Consider the following 14,691-nt stretch of genomic DNA (forward strand, 5'->3'; position numbering starts at 1 on the left):
CCGTGGCGTGGAGCACTCAGGAGTTGGCCGACCTCGCCGGGGCGACCGTCAAGACGGTTCGGCACTACCACCGGATGGGGTTGCTCGAACTGCCCGGACGCGGGGCCAACGGGTACAAGCGGTACGGGGCCGCGCACCTGGCGAGGGTGCTGCGGATCAAGCGGTTGACCGGGTTCGGGTTGACCCTGTCGCGCATCCGGGAGATGGAGGAGGTCGGGGAGCGGGCGGACGACTCGATCGAGGCGATCGACGCCGAGCTGGCCGAGGCGATCGAGCGGTTGAGCTCCGCGCGGGCGGAGCTGGCGGTCCTGCGCGAGCACCGGGCGCCGCTGGACACGCCCGCGGTGTTCGGTCCGGTGGCCAGGGGGTTGTCCGAGGCGGACCGGGACCTGCTGGCGGTGCTCGCGGGGACCTTCGACGACGAGGCGCTGGCCGACCTGGGGACGCTCGTGGCGGAGAGCGCCGACGACGGGACGGAGGAGGAGTTCTCCCGGCTGCCCGAGGACGCCGACGCGGACGCGGTCGAGTCGCTGGCCCGCCGGATGGTCGGGTCGGTTCGGCGGGCCCACGAGCGGTTCCCCTGGATGGCCGCGCCGGAGGCTTGCGACGTGCGGGGCCGGGGGGAGGCCGCGGCGGTGGTGGCCACCGCGTTCGCCGAGCGGTTCAACCGGGCCCAGTTGGGGGTTCTCGTCCGGGTGAACGCGCTGCTGGGGCAGGAGGACGAGCCACCGGAGCGCTCAGGCCCGTGACAGCCGGAGGGTGAGGACCTGGAAGGGGCGCAGCTCCAGTCCCGCCAGGTCCACCTCCTCCCCGTGCTCACGGGGGCGTTCCAGAAGATCGGCGACGACCGCGCCGGTCACCGGGAAGGACGTGGTCAGCGCGGTGGTCGCCCGACCGCCCGCCGACTCGTAGAGCCGGACCACGACGTCCCCGGACCGGTCGTCGGCCAGCTTGACCGCCTCCACCACCACCGCCGGGTTCCCCGCCGCCACCAGTGGGGCCACCCGCGCCGACCCCGCCCGACGTCGGGGCGGCAGGTTGACGTCGTGGCCGTAGGTGGAGTCGTTGACCACCGCGAAGCCGTACCCCGGCTCGCCCACGTGCACCCAGCGGTGCGCGCAGACCTCGAACCGGGCGGCGTCCCAGCTGGTGTTGGTGTGCACCGGGCGGTGCACGTGGCCGAACTGGATCTCCGCCGTGGCGCGGTCGGCGTGCGCGTCCAGCGCCCGCTCCGCCTCCCGGTGCGCCCTGGCGATCGAGCTGCCCGGCAGGATGTGGTGGAACTGGTGCAGCAGCAGGGTCGTCCAGCACCGGTCCAGCTCCTCGTGCGGGTACTCGGCGACACCGTCCACAGCCGCCGTGGCCGCCCAGAGCTCGGCCTCCCGCAGGAGGTGCTCGACGCGGCGGTTGCCCTGCTCGGTGCGCGCCTGACTCGTGCAGGCGCCCCGGTGCAGCTCCAGGTACAGCTCACCCACCCACACCGGCGGGGCCGCCCCCGCCCCCGCCGTCGCCGTCGCCGTGGCCGTGGCCGTGGCCGAACGAGCTGCGGCAGGGCGGCGGAGTAGCCGAAAGAAGCGCTTGCCGTGCACCAGCTGCAGGGCCAGCGCCTCCCCGCCGGGCAGGTTCGTGTCCGACTCGACCCACATGCCGCCCACCGGCACGAAGCGGCCGGCCTCCACGTGCGCCCGCACGCGCCGGTACACCTCGGGGCTGCGCTCCTTGAGCCAGGCGAGCTGCCGGGCCTGGCTCATCGCGAACACCAGCTCGATGTGGGCGTGGCCGACCGCGATGATCCGGTGCGCGCCGGCGTTGGCCGGGCTCGCCAGCACCTCGGCCAGCTCGGCGCGGGCGGACCCGGCGGTGGCGGGGACGCCGGCCGGGACCGAGGCGTTGCGCGGGTTGACGGCCTTGATCGGGACGCCGTCGGCGGTGTGCGCCAGGCCCTCGCACTGGAAGCCTCGCCGGTAAGGCGGAACCAGGTGGTGGCCCAGGGCGGACCCCGCGGGTCGCCGGTGGCGGTGGGCGCGTAGTCGGCGGCGAGCGCCTCGGCGGCCGGCACGGGGGCGGCCCCGGCGTGCCACCTCGCCACCGACAGCGGCCGGGTCTCGGCGGGCACGGCGGGGCGGAGGCGCTCGTCCAGGACGCGGGCCAGCCGTCGCTCCACCAGCGACCGGCCGTCGTGCACGGGGCCTCCCCGCTCCAGCGGTGCTCGCAGCCGCTTCGGGCCTGGTCCGCCCCGAGGCCCGGCGCAGTCCGGCATCCGGGTCCGGCTCCGGCCGCCTCGGCCTCATTTCGGCTGACACTGAAGTAATAGTGCAGGAATATTTTGGAATCACCTGTCACACCCCGCTCCCCCGCCTCGTCCTCCCCCGGAAGCGCAGGAGCAGCGGAGGGATGACGATGAAGATCGCAGTGGCCGGGGGGACCGGGACCGTGGGCCGCAAGGTCGTCGCGGCGGTGGAGTCGGCCGGGCACGAGGCCGTGGTGCTGTCGCCGTCGCGCGGCGTGGACCTGGTCACCGGCGAGGGGCTCGACGCGGCGCTCGCCGGGTGCGCGGGCGTGATCGACGTGGCGAACACGGCGGTGTGGGACCGGGAGAGCGCCGAGCGGTTCTTCGGGACCGTGGCGACCAACCTGGTCGAGGGGTGCGCGCGGCACGGGGTCGGGCACCTGGTGGTGCTGGGGATCGTCGGGACCGACGAGGTGGACCTCGGGTACTACTACGGCAAGCGCCTGCAGGAGCGGATCGTGTCCGAGGGGCGGGTGCCGTGGACGATCCTGCGGGCCACCCAGTTCTTCGAGTTCGCCGAGCAGAACACCGCGCGGGCCGAGGGCGACGTGGTGGAGCTGATGCCGATGCTGTCGCAGCCGGTGGCGACCGAGGACGTGGCCGAGCGGCTGGTCGAGCTGGTCACCGGGGAGCCGCAGGGGCGGGCCAGGCCGTTGGCGGGGCAGGAGAAGCTCACCCTGGCGGAGATGGCGCGGCTGCTGTTCGAGCGCACCGGCGACCGGCGGGAGATCCGGGTGCGGGAGCTGGGCGAGGTCGGGGCGCAGCTCGCGTCCGGCGCGCTCACCCCCTCCGGCGAGCACGACCGGGGCAAGCGCACGTTCGCGGACTACCTGGCGGCGCTGGAGGTCTGACCGGGTCCGGGTGCGGTCCCGGTGGGCCGCACCCGCTCCACCACCGTGCGCGCGACCACGTCGCCGAGCCGCTGCCGCTTCGGCGTGACCGCGATCAGCACCGCGCCGACCAGCCCGAACAGCTGCCCGTCGACGGCCATCACCAGCCACCGCAGCAGGTACGCGCCCAGCGTCGGCTCGCCGCCGTCGAGCGCGCGCACCCGGATGCCGACCAGCCGCATCCCCGGCGACGCGCCGCCGTTGCGCAGCGGCGACCACACCTGCACCCAGAACGCGCTCAGCAGCAGCGCCCCCGCGTACGACCAGCCCACGGTCGGGATGACGTGGGGGCCGACCTCGCGGCTGAGCAGGCCCCGGTCGATCAGCACCAGCGCGAGCGCGAACAGCCCCACCGCGAACAGCACGGAGACCACCGCGGCGAGCAGGTGGTCGAGCGCGAACTGGGCGTAGCGGCGGAGCACGACCGGCTCGGCGTCGGTGGGCACGGGTGACACCGTAGTCACCGCCACCACCCCCTCGGGTACTGGACCGGGCGGCGGATCTCGTCCGCGCGGACGACGCGCCCGCCGGGGTCAGCGCACCAGGGTGGGCACCGGACATCCGCACCCGGACGAGGGGGAAACCCTTGCGGAACAAGGTATCCGTTCTCCTGGCGGCGACGCTCGCGTTGACCGCCGCGCCACTCGCCCACGCCGGACCGGCCGATCCGGTCGATCCGGTCGATCCGGCGGGGAAGTACGCGGACCAGGCCGTCACCTGGGGCGAGTGCGCGTTCACCCCCACCGCGCCGCTGGAGTGCGCGCTGATCACCGTGCCGAGGGACTGGGCGGACCCCGGTTCCGGCGCGGAGCTGGAGGTGTCGATCAGCCGGAGCCGGGCGACCGGCGAGCGCAGGGGCGCGATGCTGGTCAACCCCGGCGGACCCGGCGGCCAGGGCACCGGGCTCGCGGGCGATCTGGCCGCGCTCGCGCCGGACCTGGGCGGGGCGTACGACCTGATCGGCATGGACCCGCGTGGCACCGGGCAGCAGGGCGTCGCGGGCAGCGCGTTCACCTGCGACGTGCCCACCGACCGGCTGCCCACCGGGCCGCTCGACGCGCGGGACCGCTCGGCGGCCAGCCTCGCCGAGCACGCGAAGGAGCCCAGGGCGGTCGCCGAGTCCTGCCAGAGCGACGCCCGCACCCCGTACGTCACCACCTGGCAGACCGCGCACGACGTGGACCTCGTGCGCGCGCTGCTGGGCGAGGAGCGGTTGCACTACCTGGGGTACTCGTACGGCTCGTGGCTGGGCGCGAAGTACGCGTCGCTGTTCCCGGACCGGGTCGGCAAGGTCGTGCTGGACTCCAGCGTGAACTGGCAGGGCAGGTTGCAGGCGGCGTTCGAGGCGTGGCCGGAGATCGGCGACCGGCAGCTGACGCAGCAGTACTTCCCGTGGCTGGCCAGGCAGTTCCCGGACGCGGTGGGCGACGACCCGCGCGGCGCGTGGGAGCGGGCGCGGAAGGTGTACGCCGAGCAGGGCGTGGCGCCGGACGCGTACGACCGGATCTTCGTCGGCATGGGCAACGAGCTGGTCTGGCTGCTGTCGGCGGCGGTCCTGGTCGCGGCGCTGGGCGAGGAGCCCGAGGTCCCGGAGGCGCTGCGGGCGCGGCTGGACGAGGTGTCGGTGCGCGAGTTCGGCGTGCCGCTGGGCGGGCTGACGCCGGCGAAGGTGGCCGAGGAGCTGGCGGACTACACCTCGTACCCCGGCACGTACTACGCGGTGACCTGCGGCGACGAGGTGACCAGGACGGCGGCGCAGAACAAGGCGCTGAGCGACCGGCAGGGCCCGAGGTGGCCGGTGTTCGGCTGGGCGTACGGGCTGTGGCAGGCGTGCGGCCACTGGAGCGAGGCCCCCCGCCAGCAGCTGCCGACCCTGCCGCCGCAGGTGGCGGACCGGGTGCTGGTGGTGCAGTCCGAGTTCGACCCGCAGACCGGTTACGAGCAGGCCCGCGCCGCCGTGCGGGCCGCGCCAGGGGTCGGTTTCGTGCAGGTGGCCGACTCCACCACGCACGGCCAGTACGTGGTGGACGGCAACCCGTGCGTGGACGGCGCGGTGAACGTGTTCCTGCTGCGCGACTCGCGGCCGGGCCGGATCACCTGCCCCGGTCTGCCGCTGCCCGGTGAGGACCGGGTGTTCCCGGCGGACGGTCCGGTCCGGGACGCGGTGAGCGCCCCGATGACGGCCGGGTCGGCGCCGTCCGGCGATCCCGCGCTGCGGGCCGGGGTGCAGGAGCGCATCGGCGCCGGTTTCCGGCGCTGAGCGCGGTGGGCGCGTCCCGAGCCGCCGCCGCGGGACGCGCCCACCTCACAGCACGGCCACCAGCAGCGCGTAGGTCTCCTCGACCGCGCCTGCCCTGCTGGGCACCACGACGGCGTCGGGGCGCCGCAGCGTGACCGCGACGAGCGCGTCGTGCATGGCCGCCAGCTCAGCGTCTCCCCCGCGCTCCTGCACCAGCTGGTGCTGGTGGCGCACCCACGGGTCGTCGCTGCCCGCGGCCCGCCGCTGGAACCGCTCGATCGCCGCGTGCCGGTCGTCCAGCAGCACGACCTCCCGGAAGTCCGCGCCACGCCCGCGCGCCAGCGCCTCGAACCCGGCGATCTCCTCGGCGTCGGCGAAGTACTGCGGCAGCACGACGTCCCGCCCACCGTCCAGGTGCGCGACCGCCATCGCCTTGGCCAGCGGCCACACCGCCGCCCACGTGTCGCTCACCGGGTCCTGCCAGCCGCCGACGAACCGGTGCAGCGCGTCGACGTCGAGCGCGAGGGTCCCAGGGTGCCGGTCGGCGAGGCGGGCGGCGAGGGTGGACTTGCCGATGCCGGGCGGTCCGTTCAGGTGGACGAGTCGGGGCATCGGCTCACCGTACCCGTGGGGGCTGGTCCACCCGGTCGAGCAGCGCCGCGGCGTGCGGGTTCCCCTCGCGGGCCGCGCGCTCGGCGGACACCCGCGCCCACCGCAGCGCCTTCGGTTCCACCTCGGCGACCCCGGCCATCGCGGACCGGACGAGGCGCCGGTGGGCGCGCGCCACGGTCAACAACCGGCCCAGGTCCCCCAGCTGGTCGCGCGAGCCGTCAACGCGCAGGTCGATCACCGGATCGTCCGCGTTCCCGTGGACAACGCCCCACGCTCCGCTCCCCAACAGCCCGCGCAAGGACTCCCGCCACGTCAACTCACTCCCGGCCTGCACCACCACCGCCCCGACCCCGGCGAGCGCGGCGGGCACCCTGGTCCCCACCGCGGGCACCCCGCTCTGCACCGCGACCCCGAAGCACCAGGTCCGCTCGTCACGCGCCACGGTCGAACAAGTGACGCCCCGATCATGGGAAGGCGCCCAGCCCGCCCGCAATCGCTTAACCGACCGGAGTCATCCACGGATCACCGGATCGAGCGTTGACCAGGCAAGAAGTCCTGAGGATCATGGAGTTGTCCCCACCAGCAGGCCGAAGCGAGCGACAGGACCATGCCAGAAGTCATCATCTCCTACGGCCACGACTCCCCCGAGCACAAGGAGGCCGTGCACAGACTGGCCCGCATCCTGGTGCAGAACGGCATCACGACACGCCTGGACGAGTGGGTGACGGAGCGGCATGACTGGCCAGCGTGGATGCAGAGGAACATCACCTCCGCCGACTACACGCTCGTCATCGCCTCACCGGACTACCGCGCGGCAGGCGATGGCAATGGCACGCCAGATCGCAGCCGCGGCCTTCAGCAGGAGGCTGCACTCCTCCGCGAGCTTCTCTACCGCGACCGGGGCACCTGGACACGACGCATCCTCCCTGTTCTGCTTCCCGGAAGGAGCGTCGATGAACTCCCCGACTTCCTCCAGCCCTACACCGCGAGCCACTACCGCGTCGACGCTCTGACATCAGACGGAGTCGAGGCTCTGCTGCGGGTGATCACCCAGCAGCCCCGTCTGGCGCCACCCCCGTTGGGCGACGTTCCCGTGCTGCCCCCAGATGAGCTGCCTGAGGACAAACCCCCAACTGGCGAGTTCTACCCGAAGCTGCCCAGGTGGTCTGGCGCTCAAAGATCATGGCTTCAGGCAGGCGGCACGTTTCACAGCAGTCCGCCTACATCGAGGTGCACCTCCCACCCGTTGGAGGAGCAGCGCTGCCCGCCCATCGGTTGCGCGCTCTGCGCGACTCGCTCAGCGACTTCGTCGCCGGGCAGCAGACAGAGGTATGGGAAGGGGACGGAGTCGTTGTCGCCCATGGTGACGCTGGCGGGCTTGCCATTCTCCGAAATGGCCAACGCTCAGGGTGGGTTCCAGTGCCTCGGGGCAACCTCGGCTACGTGCTCGTGCCCGATGACAGTGTCGCAGCAGTCCACCAACTGCTGATGACGCTCCTCGACCTGGATGCTCCCGCACCAGCCGAAATAGCCCCCACTATCGGGCTGGATCCCGCGTCGATGGTGAACGTGGGAAAGAGGGAAGACGTGACCAGCAACCGCGCCTTCCTCTCGATGCTCCAGGGCGCTGTCCACTTGCCCGCCGACGAATCGCTGACCACCGCCGAGGTCCGCGCGCACACCGCAGCGGTCGCCGAGGAACTGGTCGAGCGCCTGGTCGCCAAGATGAAGAACCCCACCCCCTAGTCCGCGAGTACTAGGGCCCTCCGTCGAAGGTCCACTCTTCCCCTCCTTGCCCTGCACCCACTCCCACCCCTCCCTAGCGTTCTCCCCATGACCACCTCACCCACGACCACCACCCCGCCCAAGACCCTCGTCTTGGCCTTCGTCCTCCTCCTCATCAGCACCGCCATGAGCCTGGTCACCCTCGCCGGAGCCGCCACCTCCGACGCCCTCGCCGACAAACCCGCCGAGCGGACCTTCCTCATGGTCGTGGGCGGCCTGTTCGCCGCCCTCTACCTCTGGCTCGCCTTCCGCGTGAAGGCGGGCAAGAACTGGGCCAGGGTCGTCATCACCGTCATGACCGTCCTCGAAGCCGCATCCGTCTTCACCATGTCCGACAACGGCCTCAACCAGTACGGCCTGCTCGGCATCTCCGCCGCCGCCGTGCTCGCGGCCTACTCGCCCGACTCCAACGCCTACTTCGCGAGCGTCCGGCGCGCGTCGTGACCCGGCCTCCGGGATGATCACCGGTATGGCTGCCGCAGCGCCCGCGCGCCGGGGAGTGCTCGCCGCCGAGGTGGCGGCGCTCCTCGGCGCCGTCGTGGTCGACCTGGTGCTGACGCTGCGCTTCCACCCGCTCCCCAGGGGCGTCACCGCCTCGCTGCTCACCACCGCCGCCCCCGCCGCGGGCAGCGCGACCGCCGTGCTGGCCGCGCTGCGCCGCCGCTTCCCGCACCACCTGGCCCCGCTCGCCCTGGCAGCGCTGGCGGTCTCGGCGGCCAGCACCCTGTTCCGCTCCCTGGTCCCCGAGGCCACCCCGGAGCCGGTCGCCGCCGAGTCCGTCGCGGTGGCGCTGCTGGTCGGCGCGGTGTGCCGCCGCCTGCCCGCCCGGCGCGCCGGACCGCTCGCGGTCGCCGCGCTCCTGGTCGTCTCCGCCGCCCCGGTGGCCCGCTACGGCGTCGGCGAGCCGCTCGCGCTGCTCGCGGTGCCGGTGACCGTGCTGTGGGCGGGCGGCATGGCGGTCGGGCTGCTGCTGCGCGACGCCGACGCCCGCCAGCGCGCCGAGCTGGACCGGGTGCGCGAGAGCGAGCGGATGCAGCTGGCGCGCGAGCTGCACGACCTGGTGGCGCACCACGTGAGCGGCGTGGTGGTGCGCGCGCAGGCCGCCCGCGTGCTCGGCGGCTCGGACGAGGTGTTCGCCGAGATCGAGGCGGCGGGCTCGGACGCGCTGGCCGCGATGCGCCGGGTGGTCGGGATGCTGCGCAGCCCGGACTACGCGGTGCCCCGGCCGGGCGCGGACTTCGGCGAGGTGGTGCGGTCGGCGGTCGGCGACACCCGGAACGCGCGGGTGGAGCTGGCCGAGGACGTGGCGGGCGCGGAGGTCCCGCCGGAGCTGTCCACGACCGTGCACCGGGTGGTGCTGGAGTGCCTGACCAACGCCCGCAAGCACGCCCCGGACGCCACCGAGGTCGTGGTGAGCGCACGAAGGCACGGCGGCGACTGGCTGCTGGAGGTCGTCAACGACGGCGCGGGCGAGCCGGGCGCGGGCGGGTTCGGCCTGGTCGGGATGCGGGAGCGGGTGAGCGCGCTGGGCGGCGAGCTGAGCGCGGGCCCGGAGGACGGCGGGCGGTGGCGGGTGGGCGCGCGGTTGCCGACGACCGCGCCGAGAGGGCTGTGACGGGCGTGGACGGGGAGGGGCCGGGGTGGCGCTGCGGGTGCTGATCGCCGACGACCAGACGTTGGTGCGCACGGGTTTCCGGCTGATCCTGGACGCGGAGGACGACATCGAGGTCGTCGCCGAGGCCCCGGACGGCGAGGCGGCGGTGCGCCTGGCCAGGCAGCTGCGGCCGGACGTGACGCTGATGGACCTGCGGATGCCCAAGGTCGACGGCATCCGGGCGACGGAGCTGCTGGCGGGTCCGGGCGTGCCGGACCCGCTGCGGGTGGTCGTGGTGACCATCTACGACCTGGACGAGAACCTGCACGCCGCGCTGCGGGCGGGCGCGTGCGGCTTCCTGCTCAAGGACGCCGGACCGCGCCTGCTGGTGGAGGCGGTGCACGTGGCCGCGCGCGGCGAGTCGCTGGTGTCGCCGCAGATCACCACGCGCCTGCTGCGCGACTTCGCCCGCGACGGCGGCCCCCGCACCCGCCCCACGACCCCGACGCCGCTGACGGCGCGCGAGCTGGACGTGGCGCTGGCGGTGGCCAGGGGCGGCACGAACGCGGAGATCGCGCAGCGCCTGTCGATCACCCTGTCGACGGTGAAGTCGCACCTGACGAGCGTGCAGCAGAAGCTGGGCGCCCGGAACCGCACCGAGGTGGCGATCCGCATGTGGGAGGACGGCCTGGTCCGCTGACCGGCCGCGTGGCCGCTGCCCCGTCCGGGTGGCTCGAACCCGGAACCGGTGGGACGCTGGGTCCGCCGTGGAGCCCCCGAGGCGCGACGCCAGGGGGAGTCTGAGGGAGGAGCCGTGCCCCTCGAACCGTTCGACCTCACCCGCCGCACCAGCCCGTGGGTGGTCTGCGCCCCGCGCGAGGCCCCGCTGGTGCCCGCGCAGCTCTCCCGCCTGCGCGAGGACGGCGGCGTGGTCAGGCACGTCGACTCGGCCGACCTGTCCGACGCCGCCGCCGCGTTCGCCTCGTTCACCCGCCTGCTCGACCTCCCCGGCCCCCCGGACTGCTGGCCCGCGCTGGCCGACGCCCTGCGCCACCCGCACGGCGACTGGCCCGGCGAGACCGACCTCGCCGTCGTCCTCGAACGCGCCCACCTGCTGCGCGGCGCCCCGCACCTGCCCGACCTGGTCGACGCCCTGTGCCGGGCCGGTCGCGGGGCGGCCGACGCGGTCGCGCTGCACTTCGCGCTCCTGGTCGACGACGGCCCCGCCACGGACCTCGCGCCCGGCGGCGACGTGATCGGTCCCTACCTGCTGTTCGGCTGACCCCGCCCGTCGGGGCGGCGGCTTCGGGGCGGCGGCTTCGGGGTGGCGCAGCCGCCGTCACCCCGCCGGCCCGCGCCGCGGCGGCCCTGACCAGCACCGGTAGGGGCCCCCACAACCCTGCGGACCACCCCCTCAGACCCGGCGGTTCACCGGGGTCCACGCCCTGAGCGGCGGTACCGTTCCCCCGATCATGACTCGGGGCCGCCCTCCGATCCGGGGCAGGCCCCCGACGAGAGGACCGCGAGCCGGTGATCGTTGACGAGACCGCAGCCCGGTGGGCGCGCATCTACCACCCGAACCCGACCGCGCCCGTCCGGCTGGTGTGCTTCCCGCACGCGGGCGGCTCGGCGAGCTACTACCACCCGCTCTCGGCCCGCTTCGGCCCGTCCTGGGACGTCGTGGCGCTCCAGTACCCCGGCCGCCAGGACCGGCGCCTCGAGCCGTGCGTGGACGACCTGGAGCGGCTGGCCGACCTGGTCGCGGACGTGCTGCGCGGGCTCCCGGCGAAGCCGACGGTGTTCTTCGGGCACAGCATGGGCGCGGCGCTGGCGTTCGAGACGGCGGTGCGCCTGGAGCGCGACGGCGCGGGCCCGCGCGAGGTGGTCGCCTCCGGCCGCAGGGGCCCGAACACCCGCGCCGACGAGCAGGTCCACCTGCTGGACGACCGGGGCGTCCTGGCCGAGGTGCGCGCGCTGAGCGGCACCGACTCGGCGCTGCTGGACGACGAGGAGCTGATGCGGATGGCGCTGCCCGCGATCCGCGCCGACTACACCGCGATCGAGACCTACCGCTGCCCGCCCGACCGCCGGATCGCGGCCGACCTGACCGTGCTGACCGGCGACGCCGACCCGAAGACCACGGTCGAGGAGGCCGCGGCCTGGGAGCCGCACACCACGGGCGCGTTCCAGCTGGAGGTGTTCCCCGGCGGGCACTTCTTCATCGCCACGCAGGCCAGGGCCGTGGGCGACCGGATCGAGCGCGCGCTCAAGGCCGCGCTCTGAGCGCGGGGTGACGGGGCGGCGGCAGGCGAGCACCAGCGCCCTCGCCGACCGCGCCCCGCCACCGCGCCCTCGATCACCGCGCCCTGGGGCTGATCCGCAGCAGCCGCCCCGGTCCGGGGGCCCGTCCGCGCGAGCGCGTCATGCCCCCGTTCGTGGTCGCGTAGAGCACCTCCGGCGCTTCCGGGTCCACGGCCACCGCCGTCGCCCCGGCCGCGCCCTGCCGCACCCCCGCGACCTCCTCCAGCTCACCGCCGGGCAGCCTGCGCACCACGCTGTCCCCGGTGTGCGTGGCGATCCACAACGCCCCGTCGTCGGTGGCGGCCAGGTCGTCCCCGCACACCCCGGTGGCCACGACCTCAACCTCGGCGGCCGGGTTCGCCGCGTCCACCGGGCAGCGCAGCAGCAGCCCGCGGTCGGTGCTGGTCAGGTGCACCTGTCCGGCGTGCGCCGAGACGCCGTTGACGCCGGGGAACGGCGAGCGCGGGTCCTGCCTGGCGAGCAGCTCGTGGTGCAGCCACACCCGCGCGCGCCCGCTCTCCGGGTCGACGGCGAACACCGCGCCCAGCGCCGAGTCCGCGACCAGCAGCTCGTTCCCCGCCCACGCCATGCCGTTGCCGAAGCGCAGGTCGGGCAGCTCGCACACCTCCCGGACCCCGGCCTCGGTCCCCACCCGCAGCAGCCGCCACCCGGCCTCGCCGAGCGGCCCGGTGAGCACGAGCGCGCCACCGGGAACCGGCGCGATCCCGGTGGCCGGGTGGGGGAGTTCGACGAGCGGCCGGTGCGCGCCGTCGGGCTGGACGACGTCGACGCGCCGGTGCGAGGGCAGCGTGACGAGCCAGCGCCCGCGCCCGCCCGGCGCGAGGTTCTCCACGAACGTCCCCGGCGGCCACTCGGCCACCACGGCGGTGTCGAAGTTCGGGAGCAGTGCGGTCATCGCGGCCACCTCCATGCGGTCGTCCCCCAGGCATACCCCGACGACGAGGGCGGACACCAGCTCCCCCGCCCGAACACCGGAACACCCCGTTGACCCCTTCGTGGCGCCCCGGCGAAACTAACGCTACATTTGGTTGCGTTAGTGCTGCCGATCTTCCCACCCCACCGGGAGAACCCCCATGACCACCGTCCTGATCTCCGGAGCCGGGATCGCCGGCCCCGCGCTGGCGAACCTGCTCACCCGAGCCGGTTTCCGGGTCACCGTCGTCGAGCGCGCGAAGGGCCTGCGCACCGGCGGCTACCCCGTGGACGTCCGCGGCCCCGCCGTCGAGGCGCTCCGCCGCACCGGCGTCCTGGACGCCGCGGCCGAGGCGCACGTGGACCTGCGCCGCATCACCTTCCTCACCGACGGGGGCGAGCCGTTCGCCGAGATCGACCCCCTGACCATGACCGGGGGCTCCGAGGGCCGCGACATCGAGGTCCCCAGGGGCCTGCTCACCGACCTGCTGCACGCCAGCACCGGGAACGACGTCGACTACCGCTTCAGCGAGTCGATCACCGCGCTGACCGACCGGGGCGACGACGTGCACGTCACCTTCGCCAGCGGGCGGGAGGAGGTGTTCGACCTGGTCGTCGGCGCGGACGGCCTGCACTCCCCCGTGCGGCGCCTGGTGTTCGGCGACGAGTCGGACTTCCTGCGCCCGCTGGGCCTGTGCTTCGCGGGCTTCACCATCCCCACCCCGGACTCGATGGTCCGGGAGGCCCGGATGCAGAACGCGCCCGGCCGCATCGCCGCGATCTACGCCCCGGACGGCAGCGGCCTGTCCCACGGCTTCCTGACCACGACCGCCGAGGGCCCGCTGGCCACCGCGCGCAGCTCCACCGAGCAGATCGTGGCGGCGGTCCGGGCGGCGTTCGCGGGCAGCGCCGGGATCGTGCCGGACCTGCTCGCCGCGCTGGACCGCGCCGACGACGTCTACGCGGACTCGGTCTGCCAGGTGCGGATGGACACCTGGTCGCGCGGCCGGGTGGCCCTGGTCGGGGACGCCGCGTTCGCCCCGTCGTTCCCCACCGGCCAGGGCACCAGCCTCGCGCTGGTCGGCGCGTACGTGCTGGCCGGCGAACTGGCCACCCGCGCCACGCACACCGAGGCGTTCGCCGCCTACCGGGAGGTGGTGCGCGACTACGCGGACCTCAACCACGGGCTCGCCGACAACGGCGCGGCCAGGCTGGTCCCCCGCACCGGGGAGGCCCTGGCCGCCCGCAACACGATGCTGACGTCACCGCCCGAAGGCGACCCGGCGCCCGAGCAGAACCACGCGATCAACTCGCTGGAGCTGCCGGACTACGCTCGCCTGGCACGGCTCTAGACGCCTCGCGCGCGGCCCCGGAACACCCGGCCGGGGCCCGCGCGTGGCCGCTAGGGCCCCGGAACCGCCCGGATGCCCGCCAGCACCACGTCCACCAGCAGCTCGGCGCGGGCGCGGGTGAACTCCCCGCCCAACCGCGCGTGCTGGTGCACCGCCCCGGCGAGCGGCCCGTCGAGCAGCTCGGCGTCCGCCCAGGGCAGCTGCCCGTCCGCCACCGCGCGGTCCAGCCTGCGCTGCAACGACTCCAACCGCCCGGTCCACACCCCCCGCAGCAGCTCGCGCAGCTCGCCCTCCTCGCTGATCCCGGCCCACCGCAGCGCGTTCAGCGCCCGCCCCTGCGGGCTGCCCGCCACCGCGCCCAGCGCGCACAGGTACTCCACCAGGTCCGCGCGCAGGTCACCGGTGTCGGGCAGGGGGGCGTTGCGCTCGGCGAAGTCGGAGAACGCCTCGGCGACCAGGGCGTCGCGCGTGGGCCACCGGCGGTACACGCTGGTCTTGTGCACCCCGGCCAGCTCCGCGACCTCCTCGTAGCGCAGGCCGCGCAGCCCGTCGCGGGCCAGCAGCTCCAGCACCGCGGCCAGCACCTGACCGCGCACCCGCGCCGACCGTCCCCCTGGCCTGCTCGCCGTCACCGCCACCTCCGGAAGAAGTCCGCGCGGCAGCCTACTACGCCGCGCGCACCCTCCACAGTGGAC

General features: G+C 74.6%; 17 protein-coding genes and 1 pseudogene. 11 read left to right on the forward strand and 7 right to left on the reverse strand.

Features of this window, described 5'->3' with window-relative positions; genetic code table 11:
- The first annotated feature begins 2 nt into the window (after positions 1–2).
- On the forward strand, positions 3–749 hold the full coding sequence (locus AMIR_RS19875) for a MerR family transcriptional regulator (RefSeq protein ID WP_015802742.1): 747 nt from the start codon (positions 3–5) through the stop codon (positions 747–749).
- Here AMIR_RS19875 and AMIR_RS19880 read toward each other — a convergent pair.
- Positions 738–2,081 (reverse strand): glycoside hydrolase family 38 C-terminal domain-containing protein, encoded by a 1,344-nt coding sequence (locus tag AMIR_RS19880; protein ID WP_245554525.1) that lies wholly within the window; start codon positions 2,079–2,081, stop codon positions 738–740. The two genes, AMIR_RS19875 and AMIR_RS19880, sit on opposite strands and share 12 nt — an antisense overlap.
- Positions 2,018–2,260, reverse strand: a pseudogene (locus AMIR_RS43370) (hypothetical protein); the annotation flags it as partial. The gene AMIR_RS19880 and the pseudogene AMIR_RS43370, both read right to left, overlap by 64 nt.
- A gap of 140 nt (positions 2,261–2,400) precedes the next feature.
- Between AMIR_RS43370 and AMIR_RS19890 the strand changes: the two are divergent.
- Positions 2,401–3,141 (forward strand): SDR family oxidoreductase, encoded by a 741-nt coding sequence (locus AMIR_RS19890; RefSeq protein ID WP_041838047.1) that lies wholly within the window; start codon positions 2,401–2,403, stop codon positions 3,139–3,141.
- Here AMIR_RS19890 and AMIR_RS19895 read toward each other — a convergent pair.
- Positions 3,117–3,626, reverse strand: a complete 510-nt coding sequence (locus tag AMIR_RS19895; RefSeq protein WP_049796898.1) for an RDD family protein — start codon at positions 3,624–3,626, stop codon at positions 3,117–3,119. The genes AMIR_RS19890 and AMIR_RS19895 overlap by 25 nt on opposite strands.
- A 140-nt stretch (positions 3,627–3,766) precedes the next feature.
- Between AMIR_RS19895 and AMIR_RS19900 the strand changes: the two genes are divergently transcribed.
- Positions 3,767–5,440 (forward strand): alpha/beta hydrolase, encoded by a 1,674-nt coding sequence (locus tag AMIR_RS19900; RefSeq protein WP_015802745.1) that lies wholly within the window; start codon positions 3,767–3,769, stop codon positions 5,438–5,440.
- 45 nt (positions 5,441–5,485) lie between these two features.
- Here the strand turns inward: AMIR_RS19900 and AMIR_RS19905 are convergent, their stop codons facing one another.
- Positions 5,486–6,031 (reverse strand): AAA family ATPase, encoded by a 546-nt coding sequence (locus AMIR_RS19905; RefSeq protein WP_015802746.1) that lies wholly within the window; start codon positions 6,029–6,031, stop codon positions 5,486–5,488.
- Between the two features lie 4 nt (positions 6,032–6,035).
- Positions 6,036–6,473 carry a DUF1028 domain-containing protein gene (locus AMIR_RS19910; protein ID WP_015802747.1) on the reverse strand — a complete coding sequence of 146 codons (438 nt, stop codon included), beginning with the start codon at positions 6,471–6,473 and terminating at the stop codon, positions 6,036–6,038.
- A 165-nt stretch (positions 6,474–6,638) separates the two neighbouring features.
- Between AMIR_RS19910 and AMIR_RS43245 the strand changes: the two genes are divergently transcribed.
- From AMIR_RS43245 to AMIR_RS19940, 7 genes are all read left to right on the forward strand, one after another.
- A complete protein-coding gene (locus tag AMIR_RS43245; RefSeq protein ID WP_015802748.1) occupies positions 6,639–7,520 on the forward strand; it encodes a toll/interleukin-1 receptor domain-containing protein in 882 nt (293 codons plus the stop codon).
- The gene (locus AMIR_RS39345) at positions 7,475–7,777 is read left to right on the forward strand and encodes a hypothetical protein (protein WP_162945421.1); all 303 of its coding nucleotides are present in this window, start codon (positions 7,475–7,477) and stop codon (positions 7,775–7,777) included. The genes AMIR_RS43245 and AMIR_RS39345 overlap by 46 nt, the downstream gene beginning before the upstream one ends.
- 87 nt (positions 7,778–7,864) lie before the next feature.
- Positions 7,865–8,260, forward strand: coding sequence for a hypothetical protein (locus AMIR_RS40430; protein WP_015802750.1), 396 nt, complete (start codon positions 7,865–7,867; stop codon positions 8,258–8,260).
- A gap of 25 nt (positions 8,261–8,285) precedes the next feature.
- Positions 8,286–9,431, forward strand: coding sequence for a sensor histidine kinase (locus tag AMIR_RS19925; RefSeq protein WP_015802751.1), 1,146 nt, complete (start codon positions 8,286–8,288; stop codon positions 9,429–9,431).
- Between the two features lie 25 nt (positions 9,432–9,456).
- A complete protein-coding gene (locus tag AMIR_RS19930) occupies positions 9,457–10,110 on the forward strand; it encodes a response regulator (RefSeq protein WP_015802752.1) in 654 nt (217 codons plus the stop codon).
- 114 nt (positions 10,111–10,224) lie between these two features.
- A complete protein-coding gene (locus AMIR_RS19935) occupies positions 10,225–10,692 on the forward strand; it encodes a hypothetical protein (protein WP_015802753.1) in 468 nt (155 codons plus the stop codon).
- Positions 10,693–10,940: 248 nt separating this feature from the next.
- Positions 10,941–11,693, forward strand: a complete 753-nt coding sequence (locus AMIR_RS19940; protein ID WP_015802754.1) for a thioesterase II family protein — start codon at positions 10,941–10,943, stop codon at positions 11,691–11,693.
- 73 nt (positions 11,694–11,766) lie between these two features.
- Here AMIR_RS19940 and AMIR_RS42810 read toward each other — a convergent pair whose 3' ends face one another.
- Complete coding sequence (locus AMIR_RS42810; RefSeq protein ID WP_143760806.1) at positions 11,767–12,627, reverse strand: SMP-30/gluconolactonase/LRE family protein; 861 nt, start codon at positions 12,625–12,627, stop codon at positions 11,767–11,769.
- A gap of 178 nt (positions 12,628–12,805) precedes the next feature.
- Here AMIR_RS42810 and AMIR_RS19950 point away from each other — a divergent pair, with 178 nt between their 5' ends.
- Complete coding sequence (locus tag AMIR_RS19950; RefSeq protein ID WP_015802756.1) at positions 12,806–13,996, forward strand: FAD-dependent monooxygenase; 1,191 nt, start codon at positions 12,806–12,808, stop codon at positions 13,994–13,996.
- A gap of 50 nt (positions 13,997–14,046) precedes the next feature.
- Here the strand turns inward: AMIR_RS19950 and AMIR_RS19955 are convergent, their stop codons facing one another.
- Complete coding sequence (locus tag AMIR_RS19955; RefSeq protein WP_015802757.1) at positions 14,047–14,628, reverse strand: TetR/AcrR family transcriptional regulator; 582 nt, start codon at positions 14,626–14,628, stop codon at positions 14,047–14,049.
- Positions 14,629–14,691 lie beyond the last annotated feature (63 nt).

The sequence above is a fragment of the Actinosynnema mirum DSM 43827 genome, assembly GCF_000023245.1.
Lineage (GTDB): Bacteria > Actinomycetota > Actinomycetes > Mycobacteriales > Pseudonocardiaceae > Actinosynnema > Actinosynnema mirum.

Coding starts and splice junctions, on each gene's coding strand:
- AMIR_RS19890 (WP_041838047.1), top strand. CDS start 2,401: ATGAAGATCGCAGTGGCCGGGGGGACCGGGACCGTGGGCCGCAAGGTC.
- AMIR_RS19905 (WP_015802746.1), bottom strand. CDS start 6,031: ATGCCCCGACTCGTCCACCTGAACGGACCGCCCGGCATCGGCAAGTCC.
- AMIR_RS43245 (WP_015802748.1), top strand. CDS start 6,639: ATGCCAGAAGTCATCATCTCCTACGGCCACGACTCCCCCGAGCACAAG.
- AMIR_RS40430 (WP_015802750.1), top strand. CDS start 7,865: ATGACCACCTCACCCACGACCACCACCCCGCCCAAGACCCTCGTCTTG.
- AMIR_RS19925 (WP_015802751.1), top strand. CDS start 8,286: ATGGCTGCCGCAGCGCCCGCGCGCCGGGGAGTGCTCGCCGCCGAGGTG.
- AMIR_RS42810 (WP_143760806.1), bottom strand. CDS start 12,627: ATGACCGCACTGCTCCCGAACTTCGACACCGCCGTGGTGGCCGAGTGG.
- AMIR_RS19950 (WP_015802756.1), top strand. CDS start 12,806: ATGACCACCGTCCTGATCTCCGGAGCCGGGATCGCCGGCCCCGCGCTG.